Consider the following 14,305-nt stretch of genomic DNA (forward strand, 5'->3'; position numbering starts at 1 on the left):
GGCTGTGAAAAGACGAGCCCAGACAAAAAGGCCCCGCACCTTTCGGTACGAGGCCTGATGGCAGGCAGGTGCTGATTGGAACAGACCTGCTTTGCTCGCGGCTTACGCCGCGCGGCGATCAGAATGCGTGGCGCACGCCGACGGCGAAGGACGAGAAGTCCGCGCCCTTCACGCCGGTCATGTAGTTGGCGCCGGCCTTGTTGTCCACCTTGGTGTAGTAGCCGTAGACCTTGGTGCGCTTGCTCAGGTTGTAGTTGTAGCCCAGGGTCCACTGGTTGGCGCCGGAGTCGGCAATGTTGCTCCACTTGTTGGCGTGGCCCAGGTTCACGTGGAACTCGGAAGCGCCCAGGGTGTACATGCCCGACAGACGGAAGTTGTTGCGCGTGCCGCGGATTTCTTCGTCGTTGCGCTGGTAGTAGCCGCCCAGCACGAACTGGCCGAGAGTGTAGGCAGCGCGGAAGGCCAGCTGCTTGTCTTCGTCGAACTGGCTGTAGCCGGCGCCCAGGGCCAGGGGGCCCACGTTGTAGTTGGCGGCCAGGTCGTAGCCGTTCTTCTTCTTGGCCAGGGCGGTGGCCTTCTCGTGCATGGAGACCGAGCCTTCCACCGTCAGGCCGCCGAAGTTGGGCGTGGTGTAGGAGATCTTGTTGGCGGTGCCCAGGCCGCTGGCGAACCAGACGGGATCGAAGTACAGCGCGTCGGAGGACGAACCCGTGTCATGGTTGTGCATGCTCACGTAGTCGGCCGTGGCGAAGTACGAGCCGGGGAAGAAGTTGCCCAGGCGCAGCATACCGAAGTTGCCCGACAGGTTCACTTCGCTCTGGCGGCCGAAGGTCAGCGCGCCGGTGGAGGAGGAACCCATGCCGGTGTCGGAAGCGAAACCGCTTTCCAGCACGAAGCCGGCCTTCAGGCCGCCGCCCAGATCTTCGACACCGCGCATGCCCCAACGCGAGGAGTTGTTCTCCATCTTGCTGACGCTTTCGTCACCGATCTTCTGGCGCTCGATCGTGGTGTTGATACGGCCATAGATCGTGACGCTGCTTTGCGCCATCACGGTGGTGGAACCCAGCACGGCCAGCACGGCCAGGGCAACGCGGTTCATCTTGATCATCTCGGCATCTCCTTGGGATTGTTGAGTGGGTATTCTTGAAATCTCAGGGCCGACTCCGGCTCTAGATCAGTGCCATTTGCGGCTGCTGCGGATTCTAGGTGCGGGCATGTCAAAAAATGTATGCCCGCCTCTGAAAATGCGCCATCTGATGCTTTGCTGCCACAGGCATGACATGGAAAACCATTAGAAGCACCCAAAGAAAAAGCCCACGGCAAACCCCCATGGGCTTTCATCAATGCAGAGCAAAAAACTCCGGCCGATAACACGCACATCGCATGAACCCGGCGCGGCCCAAAGCCAGGGACACCAAGCAAGGGCCGCCCCGCCGCGAGGGTGTCGTCCCCCTCCCTTGCGAAGCAAGCAGAGAGGGGGAAGCGGCGTAAGCCGCTCAGGGGGTGCCTTCACTCAATCATTCGCGTAGATATCCACATCCTTGGTCTCGCGCAGGAACAGCGTGCCGATGATGGCCGTGGCGCCTGCAATGACGATGGGATACCAGAGGCCGCTGTACATATTGCCGGTCTGGGCCACGATGGCGAAGGACATGGTGGGCAGCAGGCCGCCGAACCATCCATTGCCGATGTGATACGGCAGGCTCATCGAGGTATAGCGGATGCGCGTGGGGAACAGCTCCACCAGCATGGCGGCGATGGGCCCGTAGACCATGGTCACGAGGATGACCAGGTAGGTCAGGATGGCGACCATCATGACCTTGTTCATCTTCGCGGGGTCGGCCTTGGTGGGATAGCCGTCCTCGGCCAGCACCTTGGCCACGGTCTTCTTGAACTCGGCGTCCTTGGCCTTGGCTTCCTCGGGGCTCAGGCCCTTGATGGAGAACGAGGGGATCTCGGTGCTGCCGATGCGGATGAAGGCCGTCTTGCCAGGCGCTGCGTCCTCGGAGTCATAGCTGACCGAGCCAGCGGCCAGCAACTGCTTGGCCACGTCGCAGGAACTGGTGAACTTGGAGGTGCCCGTGGGATTGAACTGGAACGAGCATTCCTTGGGATCGGCGACGATGACCACCTTGCTCTTGGCCTGTGCCGCAGCCAGGTCGGGGTTGGCCGCTTCGGTCAGCGCCTTGAACACGGGGAAGTAGGTCACCACGGCCAGCACGCAGCCCAGCATGATGATGGGCTTGCGGCCTATCTTGTCGGACAGCGAGCCGAAGATCACGAAGAACGGCGTGCCGATGATCAGCGCCGCCGCGATCAGCAGATTGGCCGTCACCGCATCGACCTTGAGCTGCTGCGTCAGGAAGAACAGCGCATAGAACTGGCCCGTGTACCAGACGACAGCCTGGCCGGCGGTCAGGCCGATCAGCGCCAGGATCACGATCTTGAGGTTGCGCCATTGGCCGAAGGACTCGGTCAGCGGGGACTTGGAGACCTTGCCCTCGGCCTTCATCTTCTGGAAGGCCGGCGACTCGGACAGCGTCATGCGGATCCACACCGAGATGCCCAGCAGCACGATGGACAGCAGGAAGGGAATGCGCCAGCCCCAGTCCGCAAAGGCCTGCTCGCCGATGGAGGTGCGCACGCCCAGGATCACCAGCAGCGACAGGAACAGGCCCAGCGTTGCCGTGGTCTGGATCCATGAGGTGTAGGCGCCGCGCTTGCCGTGCGGCGCATGCTCGGCCACATAGGTGGCCGCACCGCCGTACTCGCCGCCCAGGGCCAGGCCCTGCAGCATGCGCAGGCCGATGAGGATCACCGGCGCCGCCACGCCGATGCTGGCGTAGGTGGGCAGGATGCCGACGATGAAGGTCGACAGACCCATGATCAGGATGGTCACGAGGAAGGTGTACTTGCGCCCGATCATGTCGCCCAGCCGCCCGAACACCAGTGCGCCGAAGGGCCGCACGATGAAGCCGGCCGCGAAGGCCAGCAGCGCGAAGATGAAGGCCGATCCCGCATCGAGCCCGCTGAAGAATTGCTTGGCGATGATGGCCGCCAGCGATCCGTAGAGATAGAAGTCGTACCACTCGAAAACCGTGCCTAGCGACGAGGCAAAGATCACCTTGCGTTCTTCCGGAGTCATGGGCCGCGGGGTCGCCTTGACCCCCGCGCCTTGCGATGCGTTGATAGCCATGTCTGTCTCCTTGATTTATTGAATTTGCAGCGGGTTTGACATTGGCCCGCCAATTCACTATCCGCCTGCCTGCTGACGCGAATCTGACTCACCTCTTACAGAAATTGACGGCGAACTGAACGATTTCTTACTAACTCAGCAGCAACCCTGATGCCGTCTTTTTCCATGTGAAAAGCACCGTAAAAACCCTGCCAAACCATGCTGCACTGCGTAAGCACTCGGTCAGAAGCGCTTTCCAGAATGCGCCGCAAGGCTGCAGATCCATGGGGCTGCCGCCGCGATTCCAACTTCAGGAGACAAACCATGACCGATCCGGTGGTAGACAAAATACAGCGCCATCCCAAATACCAGGAGTTGCGATCCAGACGCAATCGCCTGGGCCTTTTTCTGACGCTGCTGATGCTGGTCGTTTATTACGGCTATATCGCGCTGATTGCCTTCGACAAATCATTTCTGGCCCAGCCCATTGGCGCGGGCGTGACCTCGCTGGGCATCCCGATCGCCATGGGCGTGATCGTCTTCTCGGTGATCATCACCGGCCTCTACGTGCGCCGCGCCAATGGCGAGTACGACAAGCTCACCCAGGACATCCTGAAGGACGCCACGAAATGAAGAATTCCGCACAACGCATGCTGCTGGCGCCCGCCGTGGCGCTGGCCCTGACGGGGCCCGTGCTGGCCGCCGGCGGCGATGTCGGCGTGGCCGCCAAGCAGGCCACCAACTGGACCGCCATCATTCTTTTCACGGCCTTCGTCGTGGCCACGCTGTGGATCACCAAGTGGGCTGCAGGCCGCACCAAGTCGGCCGCCGACTTCTATACGGCCGGTGGCGGCATCACGGGCTTTCAGAACGGCCTGGCGATTGCGGGCGACTACATGTCGGCCGCCTCCTTCCTGGGCATCTCGGCCTCGGTCATGGCCAGCGGCTATGACGGCCTGATCTACTCCATCGGCTTCCTGGTGGGCTGGCCCATCCTGACCTTCCTGCTGGCCGAGCGCCTGCGCAACCTGGGCAAGTTCACCTTCGCCGACGTGGCAGGCTACCGCTTCTCCCAGACGCCGTTCCGCGCCTTCGCGGCCAGCGGCACGCTGGTGGTGGTGGCCTTCTACCTGATCGCGCAGATGGTGGGCGCGGGCCAGCTGATCAAGCTGCTGTTCGGCCTGGACTACTGGATCGCCGTGGTGCTGGTGGGCGGCCTGATGATGATCTATGTGCTGTTCGGCGGCATGACGGCCACGACCTGGGTGCAGATCATCAAGGCCTGCATGCTGCTGGCCGGCGTGACCTTCATGGGCTTCATGGTGCTGGCCAAGTACGGCTTCAGCCCCGAGGCGCTGTTCGCCGAAGGCGTGCGCGTGCGCTCCGAGATCGCTGCCAACAACGGCGCCGACCCCTCGGCCGCCGCCAAGGCGGGCCTGGCCATCATGGGCCCGGGCGGCTTCATCAAGGACCCGATCTCGGCCATCAGCTTCGGCATGGCGCTGATGTTCGGCACGCTGGGCCTGCCCCACATTCTGATGCGCTTCTTCACCGTGCCCGACGCCAAGGAAGCACGCAAGAGCGTGTTCTGGGCCACGACCTGGATCGGCTACTTCTACGTGCTGATCTTCATCATCGGCTTCGGCGCCATCACCCTGGTGCTGACCAATCCCGAGATGGCCGATACGGTCAAGGGCGTGATCCACGGCGGCGCGGGCACGGCCAACATGGCGGCCGTGCTGGTGGCCAAGAGCGTGGGCGGCGACGTGTTCTACGGCTTCATCTCGGCCGTGGCCTTCGCCACCATCCTGGCCGTGGTCGCGGGCCTGACGCTGTCGGGCGCCTCGGCCGTGTCGCATGACCTGTACGCCACCGTGATCAAGAAGGGCAAGGCCGACAGCGCCGCCGAGCTGCGCGTCTCGCGCATCACCACGCTGACGCTGGGCGCCATCGCCGTGCTGCTGGGCATCGTGTTCGAGAAGCAGAACATCGCCTTCATGGTGTCGCTGGCCTTCGCGGTCGCGGCCTCGGCCAACTTCCCCCCGCTGCTGCTGTCGGTGCTGTGGAAGGACTGCACCACCAAGGGCGCGGTGATCGGCGGCTTCATGGGCCTGATCTCCTCCGTGGGCCTGACCGTGGTCTCGCCCCCGGTGTGGGAGGCCACGCTGGGCAACCCCGCAGGCTCGGCCTGGTTCCCCTACGCCTCGCCCGCGCTGTTCTCCATGACCATCGGCTTCGTGGGCGTGTGGCTGTTCTCGGTGCTCGACAAGAGCGCCCAGGCCGCCAAGGAACGCGCCATCTTCCCCGCGCAGCAGGTGCGCTCGGAAACAGGCCTTGGCGCCTCGGGTGCTTCGGGCCACTGAGCCACCGAGCCCCTCAGGCACCCACCATGAAAAGCCGGGCCCAGCGCCCGGCTTTTTCGTTGGCGTGGCAGCAGCCGCCCTCAGATTGATCGGCTGGAGAAGGCGCGCGATCGGATCTGCGATGGCCGGCACCGTCCAGGCCTCTAGACTTGCGGGGTCTGCGCAGCTTCGCGTGTGCAGCACCGCTTCCCTCTTCAACGCACAGGACAGATCCGACATGCAACTCATCAGCCAAAGCTTCCAGGACGGCCAGGCGATTCCCGGCGAATTCGCGTTTGCGGTGCCCGATGCGGCCTCGCACGTGGCGCTGTCGTCCAACCGCAACCCGCACCTGGCCTGGAGCGGCGCGCCTGCGGGCACGCAGTCCTTCGTCGTGGTCTGCCATGACCCCGACGTGCCCAGCCGCGGCGACGATGTGAACCAGGAAGGCCGCGAAGTGCCGGCCAGCCTGCCGCGCGTGGATTTCTTCCACTGGCTGCTGCTGGACATTCCGGCCGCCACCACCGAGATCGCGGCAGGCGCCCATTCCGACGGCGTCACGCCGCGCGGCAAGAGCGGCCCGGCCGCCCCCGGCGGCCTGCGCCACGGCATCAACGACTACACGGGCTGGTTCGCGGGCGACGAGCAGATGAAGGGCGACTACTTCGGCTACGACGGCCCCTGCCCTCCGTGGAACGACAGCATCGTCCACCACTACATCTTCACCGTCTATGCGCTGGCCACGCCCACGCTGGCGGTCTCCGGCGAGCTGACCGGCGCCAACGTGCGCGCGGCGCTGCAAGCCGGCCAGGTGCTGGGAAAGGCCAGCATCACCGGCCTGTACAGCCTGAACCCGTCAGTCTCCGCCGCTTGAGCGAACGCCTTTCCGGGCGCCCTACGTCGCGCCGGCCAGCCTGCGCAGCTTGATGAAGGCCAGCGCCGCCATCACGGCGTCGTTGAGCGCGTCGTGGGCCTCGCGCTGCGGCAGGCCCAGGTCGGCCATCAGCGTGGCAAAGCGCAGGTCGATCTCGGGCGCCTGCTGCTGCCAGGGCAGCAGTTGCCGGAAGCGGTGGTCGTAGTACAGGGCCGAGACCTCGATGCGCTCGTTGGGCAGGCCCGTGCCCAGCCAGGGGCGCAGCACGCGCTCGATCATGGCCGCGTCGAATTCCAGGTAGTAGCCGACCAGCGGCCGGCTGCCGATGAAGCGCAGCAGCTGCGCCAGCGCGTCCTCGATGGCCAGGCCCCGGGCCAGGTCCCGCTCGCGCAGGCGGTGGATGCGCACGCTGTCGCCGGGCACGCTGCGCGAGGGGCGCACCAGCAGCTCCAGGCGCTGGCTGGACAGGATGCGCTCGCCCACGATGCGCACGGCGCCGATGGAGATGATCTGGTCGCAGCGCACATCCAGGCCCGTGGTCTCGCAGTCCAGCGCCACCCATTCGCCGGGCGGCGGCGCGTCGAAGAGAAAGGCATAGGCGGGGTCCGCCAGCCTGCGCCGCTGCCAGTTGCGCCGCAGGCCCGCCACCCAGCGCTGCAAGGGCGCCACGCTCATACCGCGTCCAGCCGCAGGCGCTGGCGCAGCAGTTCGCGGAAGCGCCGCACCACGGCCAGCGTGTCCTTGAGCAGGTCGCGCTCCAGGCTGCTCAGGCGCGCCGGGTCCACATGGCCGGTGACGGGGCGGCCCAGGTCGATCTCGGCCAGTCCCGCCTGCAGGCGCAGGCCCATGAGGAAATGCAGGCCCTGGAGCAGCTCCTGGCCCTGGGCGCCGTCGAGCACGCCCTTGTCCACCAGGGCCGCGATGCGCTCGGCCGTGCCGGTGGCGGCGATGCGCTGGGACAGCGCCAGGCTGCGCACGCCATGCACGATGGGGAAGATGCCGGCCTTCTTGAGGTGCACGGGCGCGCCCTCGCCGCCGCGGCCCAGCAGCCGCTCCCACCAGCTGCCCGGCTCGTGCGCGAAGGCATCGACGGCCGAGGCGAAGCGCGCCACCTGGGCATCGCTATCCAGGGCCAGCGCCATCAGGTCGCGCCGCACCGTGGCCAGCAGCGCGGCATCGCCGGCCACGGCATGGGCGTCCAGGAAGATCGCCAAGTGCATGAGGCCCTCGGGGCCGGGCAGGATCAGCCATTCGCGCACCTGCCTGCCGAAGCTGGCCACCGTGCCGCGCCATTGCGGATTGCTGAGCATGATGCCGCCCGGGCATTCGGGGTAGCCAAAGCGCTGCAGCTGCGCGGAAAAGCGCGCGCAGATGGCATCGAGGTCCTGGGGCGGCGCATAGCCGTCGCGCAGCAGCAGGCCGTTGTCCTGGTCGGTCTTGAGCAATTGCTCGCCGCGCCCCTCGCTGCCCATGACGAAGAGGCAGCTGTGGGCCACCAGGTCCGGCGGCGCCAGCATCTGCCAGGCACGCTCGAACAGGCGGGCATTGAGCTGCTGCACCAGCCGCGCCATCAGCGCCACCCGCGTGCCGCCCCGGTGCAGGGCGGCCACCAGGCGCGTGATCTGGGCGGCCGCCTGCTCCAGCGCCTGCAGGTCGGCTGCCTGCTCGATCTGCACGGTGATCAGGTGGGAGTGGTTGGCCAGGAAGCTGAACAGGTCCAGCGCCTCCAGGATGCCCAGCACCTGGCCCTGTGCATCCAGCACGGCCAGCCGGTGCACGCGCGCGCGCAGCAGCACGACCAGGGCATCGCCCAGCTGGTCGTCGGCGCGCACGGTGAACACGGGCTGGCTGGCGAACTCGCCCACGGCCAGCCGCTCCAGCGGGCGGCCGTCGAGGATGGCGCGCTGCAGCGTGGTGCCCGTGAAGATGCCCAGGCCGCCCTGCGGCAGTCCCGAGACCAGCACGCAGGTTGTGCGCTCTGCATGGAACAGGCGCACCACGGAGACGATGTCGGTGGCCGCATCCACCACATGGGCGGCACGCAGATAGGCCTGGTCCACGCGCGCCAGCGTCAGCGACTGCAATTCGTGCCGGTCGGCGCGCTGGGCCAATGTGCCCAGCTTGTGGCCCAGGTCGGAGAACAGCAGGGCGCCAAAGGCCGTGTTGCGCGCGATCAGCTCGCCCACGGTTTCGCGCGCAAGCTGGTAGGCGATGAGCTCCTCGGCCACGGTGAAGCGGCTGCCCGTGCGGCCGGCCACCAGGGCGCGGCCGTCGAAGCTGTCGTCGGGGCCGTAGCTGGCCAGCACCTCGTCGCCCTCGGTCTGCACCACATGGCCCTTGATGATGACGAAGAGGTGGGTGGGAGCCGAGCCCGCGTCCAGCACCACGGCGCCCTCGGGGAAGTAGGCGATGTCCACGCCATCGCGCACCAGCGCCTGTTCGTCGGGCGTGAGGCAGTCGAAGGGAGAGGCGGCGAAGTTGAAGGCGTTGGGCATGGGGCGGGGCCGTTGTTCCAGCCCCGCCATTCAAACCTTCAGGCCTTGCTCCACGCTTGCAGCCGCATCCCAGCCGCTGTCGAACCAGCTGTCGCCTTCCAGGTAGGCGCGCAGCATGGGCAGGCTGTCCAGGCCCCAGAAGAGGCGGCCGTCGACCTCCCAGGCCGGCACGCCGAACAGGCCTTGCGCGGCGGCGGCGTCGGTGTTCTCGCGCAGCAGGCGCTTGGCGTTGTCCGCCGCATCCGTGCGCAGCTGCGGCGCCAGCGTGGCGCGCAGTGCATCGAGCCGCGCGGGGTCCAGCGCGTCGGCACCGCCCAGCCAGACATGGCGCAGCACGGCGTCCGCCACAAAGCGGTTGATGGTGCCGTCATCGCTGCACTCCAGCGCCAGGCGCAGCAGCGGCAGCGGGTTGAACGGGTGGCGGGCCGGCATATCCAGCCCCACGCCCGTGGCATGGCCCAGCCAGCTCACATGGCGGTAGGTCCATTCGCGCTTGCCCGCGATGCCGGCCGGTCCCGGGTTGGCGTGGCGCTGCAGCAGCGCGCCCAGCAGCACGGGGCGGTACTGCATGTGGTGGCTGATGCCCTGCAGCGCCTGCGGCAGTTGCGCGAACGCCAGCCATGCATAGGGCGAGATGAAGTCGAGATGGAAGGTGATCTGCTTCATGGCGGGTGCGTCGTGATGGGTATCTAGGGTGCGGTGACTGCGATGCCTGCGCGCTCCAACAGCGCGTTCCAGATCGCCAGGCGCTGCGGCGCATCGGACTTGGACCAGGCGCGGATCTCGTCGATGGTGCGAAAGCACCCTTCGCAATGGCTGCGGTCGGGCGTCATGCGGCAGACCGAGATGCAGGGCGAGAGCACGGGTTCCTCTTCGGCACGCGGAGCGTATGCGGCGCGGGCCTTCTGGGCCAGCATTTCCTTGGGGCCCATCATGCCGCCACCTCCTGCACCACGTCGGCCCAGGGCGCACCGGCCAGCAGTTGCAGCGCGGCCGGCGTGGCCGCGAACACCGCATGCGGATGGCCTGCTGCCGCCCAGACGGTGTCGAAACGCTGCAGTTCCCGGTCCACCAGGGTCACGGGCGTGTTGGCATGGGCCACGGGGCTGACGCCGCCGATGGAAAAGCCCGTCTGCGCCTTGACGAAATCGGCATCGGCACGGCCCACGGGGCCGACCAGGGCGGCGACCTTTTTCTCGTCCACGCGGCGGTCGCCCGAGGCCACGACCAGCACGGCCACGCCGTCGCTGCGGCGGCGGAAGATGATGCTCTTGGCCACCTGGCCCACGAGGATGCCCAGCTGGTCGGCCGCTTCCTGGGCCGTGCGCGCGGCGCCGTCCAGCATGCGCGGTCCGTCGCCGTGGCCGGCCTGCTGCAGGAAGGCCGCCACGCGCTGCACGCCTTCGGGAAGATGGTGGAGTTCAGATCCGCACATGCTCACACCGCCTCGCATGCAGCCGCGCTGGCGCGCTTGGTAAGCAGTGCCTTGGCCACGCGCGACTGCGTGGGGCGGCCCAGGTGGTCGCTGATGAACTGGCCGGCGTCAATCAGCTTGTCCAGGTCGATGCCGGTCTCGATGCCCATGCCCTGCAGCATGTAGACCACGTCCTCCGTGGCCACATTGCCCGTGGCGCCCTTGGCGTAGGGGCAGCCGCCCAGGCCCGCCACCGAGGTGTCGAACTGCCACACGCCCAGCGACAGCGCGGCCAGCGTGTTGGACACGGCCTGGCCGTAGGTGTCGTGGAAGTGGCCCGAGACATCGTCGATGGCGAAGTGCTGCAGCGTGGCCTCGATGGCCTTGCGCACCTTGACGGGCGTGCCCACGCCGATGGTGTCGGCCACGCCCACATGCTGCACGCCGATGCCCTTCATGAGCCCGGCCAGGTAGGCCACGCGCTCGGGGGCGATCTCGCCTTCGTAGGGGCAGCCCACGGTGCAGCTCATGGCGCCGCGCACGTAGATGCCCTGGGCGCGCGCGGCCTCGGCCACGGGGGCGAAGCGCTCGATGCTTTCGGCAATGGAGCAGTTGATGTTCTTCTGGCTGAAGGCCTCGCTGGCCGCGCCGAAGACCACGATCTCGTCGGGCCACAGTTCGCGCGGCGCCGACAGCGCGGCCTCCAGGCCCTTCATGTTGGGCGTGAGCACGCTGTAGCGCACGCCGGGGCGGCGGACGATGCCGGCCATGACTTCGGCGTTGTCGGCCATCTGCGGCACCCATTTGGGGCTGACGTAGCTGGTGACCTCGATTTCCTTGAGGCCGGCATCCTGCAGGCGGTGCACCAGCTCGATCTTGACGGCGGCGGGCACGGGCTGTTTTTCATTCTGCAGGCCGTCGCGGGGGCCTACATCGACGAGTTTGACGCGGGAAGGAATGCTCATGGGGTGTTCTCACCGGGATGACGGGTACGGCCCCTATTGTCCAGGCTTGCAGGCCCGGGCACCACCCCATATCCTGCCGGGCCATGCACAACGGCTGCCAGCGCCCCCTTCAGCCGGGCAGGGCCGCCATTTCCTCGCGCAGCATCTCCACCATGCGCGCGGCAGCCGGCGACAGGCGGCGGCCGCTCAGGCGCACCAGGCCGATGGGGCGGCGCAGCACCGGCCGTGCCAGCGGGCGCGCCACCACTTCCGGCCGCTGCACCACCTGGGCGGCCAGCAGCGGCAGCGCGCTCACACCCAGATCGGCGGCCACCATGGCCGCGATGGTGGCCAGGTGCTCCACGGCGTACTGGGGCGCAAAGCGTATGCCGTGGGTCAGCAGGGCCTCGTCGGCGTACTGGCGCACGCTGGTGCCGGCCGGCATGGAGATGTGGGGCAGATGGGCCACGTCGGCCCAGCCCAGATCGCCGCGCCCGCGCGCCAGCGCATGGCCGCGGCCCAGCAGCAGCACGAAGCGGTCGGAGGCCAGGGGCAGGTAGTCCAGGTCGGCATAGGCGGGGTTGGCCGCCGTGAGCGCAAAGTCCACGCGGCCCGCGCGCACCATGTCGAAGGCCGGTCCGGCCAGGCTGTCGAACAGCTCCAGATGCACGCCCGGATGCTCGGCCGCGAAGCGCGCCAGCACGCGGGGCAGCAGGCCCGCGGCCAGCGAAGGCAGGGCCGCCAGCGCCAGCCGGCCCACCTGCACCTGGGCCACCTCCTGCACGCGGCGCACGGTCTCGTCCATCTGGTGGCGCAGGATGCGCGCCTGCTCGGCGAAGACCTCGCCGGCCTGGGTCAGTTCCACGGCGCGCGTGGTGCGCTCGAACAGGCGCGCGCCCAGCATCTCTTCCAGCCGCGCCAGCGTGCCCGAGACGGCCGACTGCGACAGGTGCATCTGCAGCGCCGTGCGCCGAAAGCTCAGCGAATCGGCCAGCGCCAGAAAGACATCGACCTCGCGGGCCGACCAATTGATCTTCATGGCCGATCAGTTTATCGAAAAATGCGTCTTTACCGTTCAATGACGGCTGCCTAGACTGCGCCTCAAATCCATGAAATCAGCAGGAGACAGCATGCACAGCAGTTCGCCGCGCAACGCGCGCACGGTGGTCGTCGGGGGAGGCACCATGGGTGCCGATGTGGCCGTGGTCCTGGCCCGGGGCGGCGCCCTGGTGACCGTGGTCGACCCCGGCGCGGCACGGCGCGAGCTGCTGCTGCAGCACATTGCCATCGAGCTGGCCACGGCCGGCTTTGCCCGGTGCGCGTCCCAGGTCTCGGTCTGCGCGGCGCTGGAGGATGTGGCCTGGGACGGCGTCGCCCTGGTGGTGGAATGCATCACCGAGCGGCTGGATGCCAAGCAGGCACTGTTCGCCGAACTTGAGGCGCATGCGCCGGCCGACGCCGTGCTGGCCAGCAACAGCTCGGGCTTTCCCATCAGCGCCATCGCCAGCGGCCTGCCCACGGCGCAGCGCATGCTGGGCCTGCACTTTTTCATGCCAGCCCATTTGGTGCCACTGGTGGAAGTGGTGCTGGGCGAGCGCAGCGATCCGGCCCTGGGCCAGTGGCTGCACGGCTTCATGCGCGGCTGCGGCAGCGTGCCGGTGCTGGTGAAGAAGGACAAGCCCGGCTTTCTGGCCAACCGCATGCAGCACGCGCTGTCGCGCGAGGCCTTCGCCCTCATCGACGAGGGCATTGCCTCGCCCGAGGACGTGGATGCCGCCGTGCGCTTCGGCTTCGGCTTCCGCTTCCTGGCGGCCGGTCCCGTGCTGCAGCGCGACCATGCGGGCATCGAGGTGCACTGCGCGGCCGCCGCCACCATGTACCCCACGCTGTCCAACACCGATGTGCCGGCCCAGGCCCTGCGCGATCGCGTGGCGCGCGGCGATCTGGGCATGAAGACCGGCAAGGGCTTCTTCGACTGGCCCGAGGACCGCCGTCTGGCCGAGCGTGCCCGCTACGACGCGCTGCTGCGCCAGGGCCTGGCCCTGTTGGCCAGCGAGCTGCCGGTGCCGGAGCAGGCACAGGACACGCCATGAGCACGCCGGTCCCCAAGTCAACCGCGTCGCCCACATCGCCCACGTCAACCACGTCGCAGTGGAGCGACCCGCTGATCGTCACCGTGGCCCCCAATGGCGCCTACAAGCAGCCGGCCGACCACCGAGCCCTGCCGATCACACCGCAGGCGCTGGCCGCCACGGCACGCGCCTGCCTGGATGCCGGCGCGGCCATGATCCACATGCACATCCGCGACGCCCAAGGGCGCCACAGCCTGGATGTGGACGGCTACCGCGAAGCCTGGCGCGTGGTGCGCGAGGCCGTGGGCACGGACATGGTGGTGCAGATCACCAGCGAGGCGGCCGGCGTCTACCGCGCACCCGAGCAGATCGCCATGGTGCAGGCGCTGCGGCCCGAGGCCGTCTCCATCGGCCTGCGCGAGATCGACCAGCCCGAGATCGGCGATGCGGGACTGGCGCACTTTTTCACGGGCCTGGTGCGCGACCAGGTCATGGTGCAGGTCATCCTCTACGACGTGGCCGACCTGCGCCGCTGGCAGGCGCTGCGCGCCCAGGGCGTGGTGCCCGAGGCGCCCTGGTTCCTGCTCTTCGTGCTGGGCCGCTACAGCGCGGGCCAGACCTCGCGGCCGCAGGACCTGCTGCCCTTTCTTGCGGCACATGACGGCGGCGAGCCCTGGGCCGTGTGCGCCTTCGGCGCCACGGAAAACACCTGCATCGCGACAGCCGCCGCCTTCGGCGGCCATGCGCGCGTGGGCTTCGAGAACAACCTGCTGACGCGGGACGGCCACACCGCGCCCGACAACGCCGCCCTGGTCCGCCAGGCCGTGGTGTCCGCCCAGGCGCTGGGCCGCCCCCTGGCCACGGCCGACGACATACGCCGGCGCTTCACACCGGGCTGAGCACCAGGCGCCTTACAGGCCCATAAGCCGATAGGCCCATGAGCCCGCACAAGACGGGCCTTCCATTCCAACCACAGGCAGGAGACACAA

The 14,305-nt window shown here is 67.8% G+C and carries 14 protein-coding genes; 5 read left to right on the forward strand and 9 right to left on the reverse strand.

The window, feature by feature from the left end; genetic code table 11:
* Positions 1 to 118: 118 nt before the first annotated feature.
* Positions 119 to 1,108: a porin gene (locus DA1_RS17970; protein WP_016450048.1), complete on the reverse strand. Its 990-nt coding sequence runs from the start codon at positions 1,106 to 1,108 to the stop codon at positions 119 to 121.
* Positions 1,109 to 1,513: 405 nt separating this feature from the next.
* The gene (locus DA1_RS17975; protein WP_034397371.1) at positions 1,514 to 3,196 is read right to left on the reverse strand and encodes an MFS transporter; all 1,683 of its coding nucleotides are present in this window, start codon (positions 3,194 to 3,196) and stop codon (positions 1,514 to 1,516) included.
* A 303-nt stretch (positions 3,197 to 3,499) separates the two neighbouring features.
* Between DA1_RS17975 and DA1_RS17980 the strand changes: the two genes are divergently transcribed.
* From DA1_RS17980 to DA1_RS17990, 3 genes are all read left to right on the forward strand, one after another.
* On the forward strand, positions 3,500 to 3,808 hold the full coding sequence (locus tag DA1_RS17980; RefSeq protein ID WP_013800408.1) for a DUF485 domain-containing protein: 309 nt from the start codon (positions 3,500 to 3,502) through the stop codon (positions 3,806 to 3,808).
* Positions 3,805 to 5,538 (forward strand): cation acetate symporter, encoded by a 1,734-nt coding sequence (locus tag DA1_RS17985; protein ID WP_012207754.1) that lies wholly within the window; start codon positions 3,805 to 3,807, stop codon positions 5,536 to 5,538. The genes DA1_RS17980 and DA1_RS17985 overlap by 4 nt, the downstream gene beginning before the upstream one ends.
* 217 nt (positions 5,539 to 5,755) lie before the next feature.
* Entirely contained in the window at positions 5,756 to 6,391 is a 636-nt protein-coding gene (locus DA1_RS17990) for a YbhB/YbcL family Raf kinase inhibitor-like protein (protein WP_034397373.1), read from the forward strand.
* 21 nt (positions 6,392 to 6,412) lie between these two features.
* On the opposite strand, the gene DA1_RS17995 is transcribed toward DA1_RS17990, so the two are convergent.
* From DA1_RS17995 to DA1_RS18025, 7 genes are all read right to left on the reverse strand, one after another.
* Positions 6,413 to 7,066: a 3'-5' exonuclease gene (locus tag DA1_RS17995; RefSeq protein WP_034397375.1), complete on the reverse strand. Its 654-nt coding sequence runs from the start codon at positions 7,064 to 7,066 to the stop codon at positions 6,413 to 6,415.
* Complete coding sequence (locus DA1_RS18000; protein ID WP_034397377.1) at positions 7,063 to 8,916, reverse strand: DUF294 nucleotidyltransferase-like domain-containing protein; 1,854 nt, start codon at positions 8,914 to 8,916, stop codon at positions 7,063 to 7,065. Before DA1_RS18000 ends, DA1_RS17995 begins: the two co-directional genes overlap by 4 nt.
* Positions 8,917 to 9,552, reverse strand: a complete 636-nt coding sequence (locus tag DA1_RS18005) for a DsbA family protein (protein WP_034397380.1) — start codon at positions 9,550 to 9,552, stop codon at positions 8,917 to 8,919.
* Positions 9,553 to 9,575: 23 nt separating this feature from the next.
* On the reverse strand, positions 9,576 to 9,818 hold the full coding sequence (locus DA1_RS18010; protein WP_034399020.1) for a DUF1289 domain-containing protein: 243 nt from the start codon (positions 9,816 to 9,818) through the stop codon (positions 9,576 to 9,578).
* Positions 9,818 to 10,321, reverse strand: a complete 504-nt coding sequence (locus DA1_RS18015; RefSeq protein ID WP_013800403.1) for a YbaK/EbsC family protein — start codon at positions 10,319 to 10,321, stop codon at positions 9,818 to 9,820. Before DA1_RS18015 ends, DA1_RS18010 begins: the two co-directional genes overlap by 1 nt.
* A 2-nt stretch (positions 10,322 to 10,323) precedes the next feature.
* A complete protein-coding gene (locus tag DA1_RS18020) occupies positions 10,324 to 11,265 on the reverse strand; it encodes a hydroxymethylglutaryl-CoA lyase (protein WP_034397382.1) in 942 nt (313 codons plus the stop codon).
* A gap of 109 nt (positions 11,266 to 11,374) precedes the next feature.
* On the reverse strand, positions 11,375 to 12,283 hold the full coding sequence (locus DA1_RS18025; protein ID WP_012207762.1) for a LysR family transcriptional regulator: 909 nt from the start codon (positions 12,281 to 12,283) through the stop codon (positions 11,375 to 11,377).
* Between the two features lie 91 nt (positions 12,284 to 12,374).
* On the opposite strand from DA1_RS18025, the gene DA1_RS18030 reads away from it, so the two are divergent.
* Both DA1_RS18030 and DA1_RS18035 read left to right on the forward strand, forming a co-directional pair.
* Positions 12,375 to 13,337 (forward strand): 3-hydroxyacyl-CoA dehydrogenase family protein, encoded by a 963-nt coding sequence (locus tag DA1_RS18030; protein ID WP_034397384.1) that lies wholly within the window; start codon positions 12,375 to 12,377, stop codon positions 13,335 to 13,337.
* A complete protein-coding gene (locus DA1_RS18035) occupies positions 13,334 to 14,215 on the forward strand; it encodes a beta-keto acid cleavage family enzyme (protein ID WP_034397386.1) in 882 nt (293 codons plus the stop codon). Before DA1_RS18030 ends, DA1_RS18035 begins: the two co-directional genes overlap by 4 nt.
* The last annotated feature ends 90 nt before the right edge of the window (positions 14,216 to 14,305 follow it).

This window comes from Delftia acidovorans NBRC 14950 (genome assembly GCF_001598795.1).
Classification (GTDB): Bacteria; Pseudomonadota; Gammaproteobacteria; order Burkholderiales; family Burkholderiaceae_C; genus Comamonas; species Comamonas acidovorans.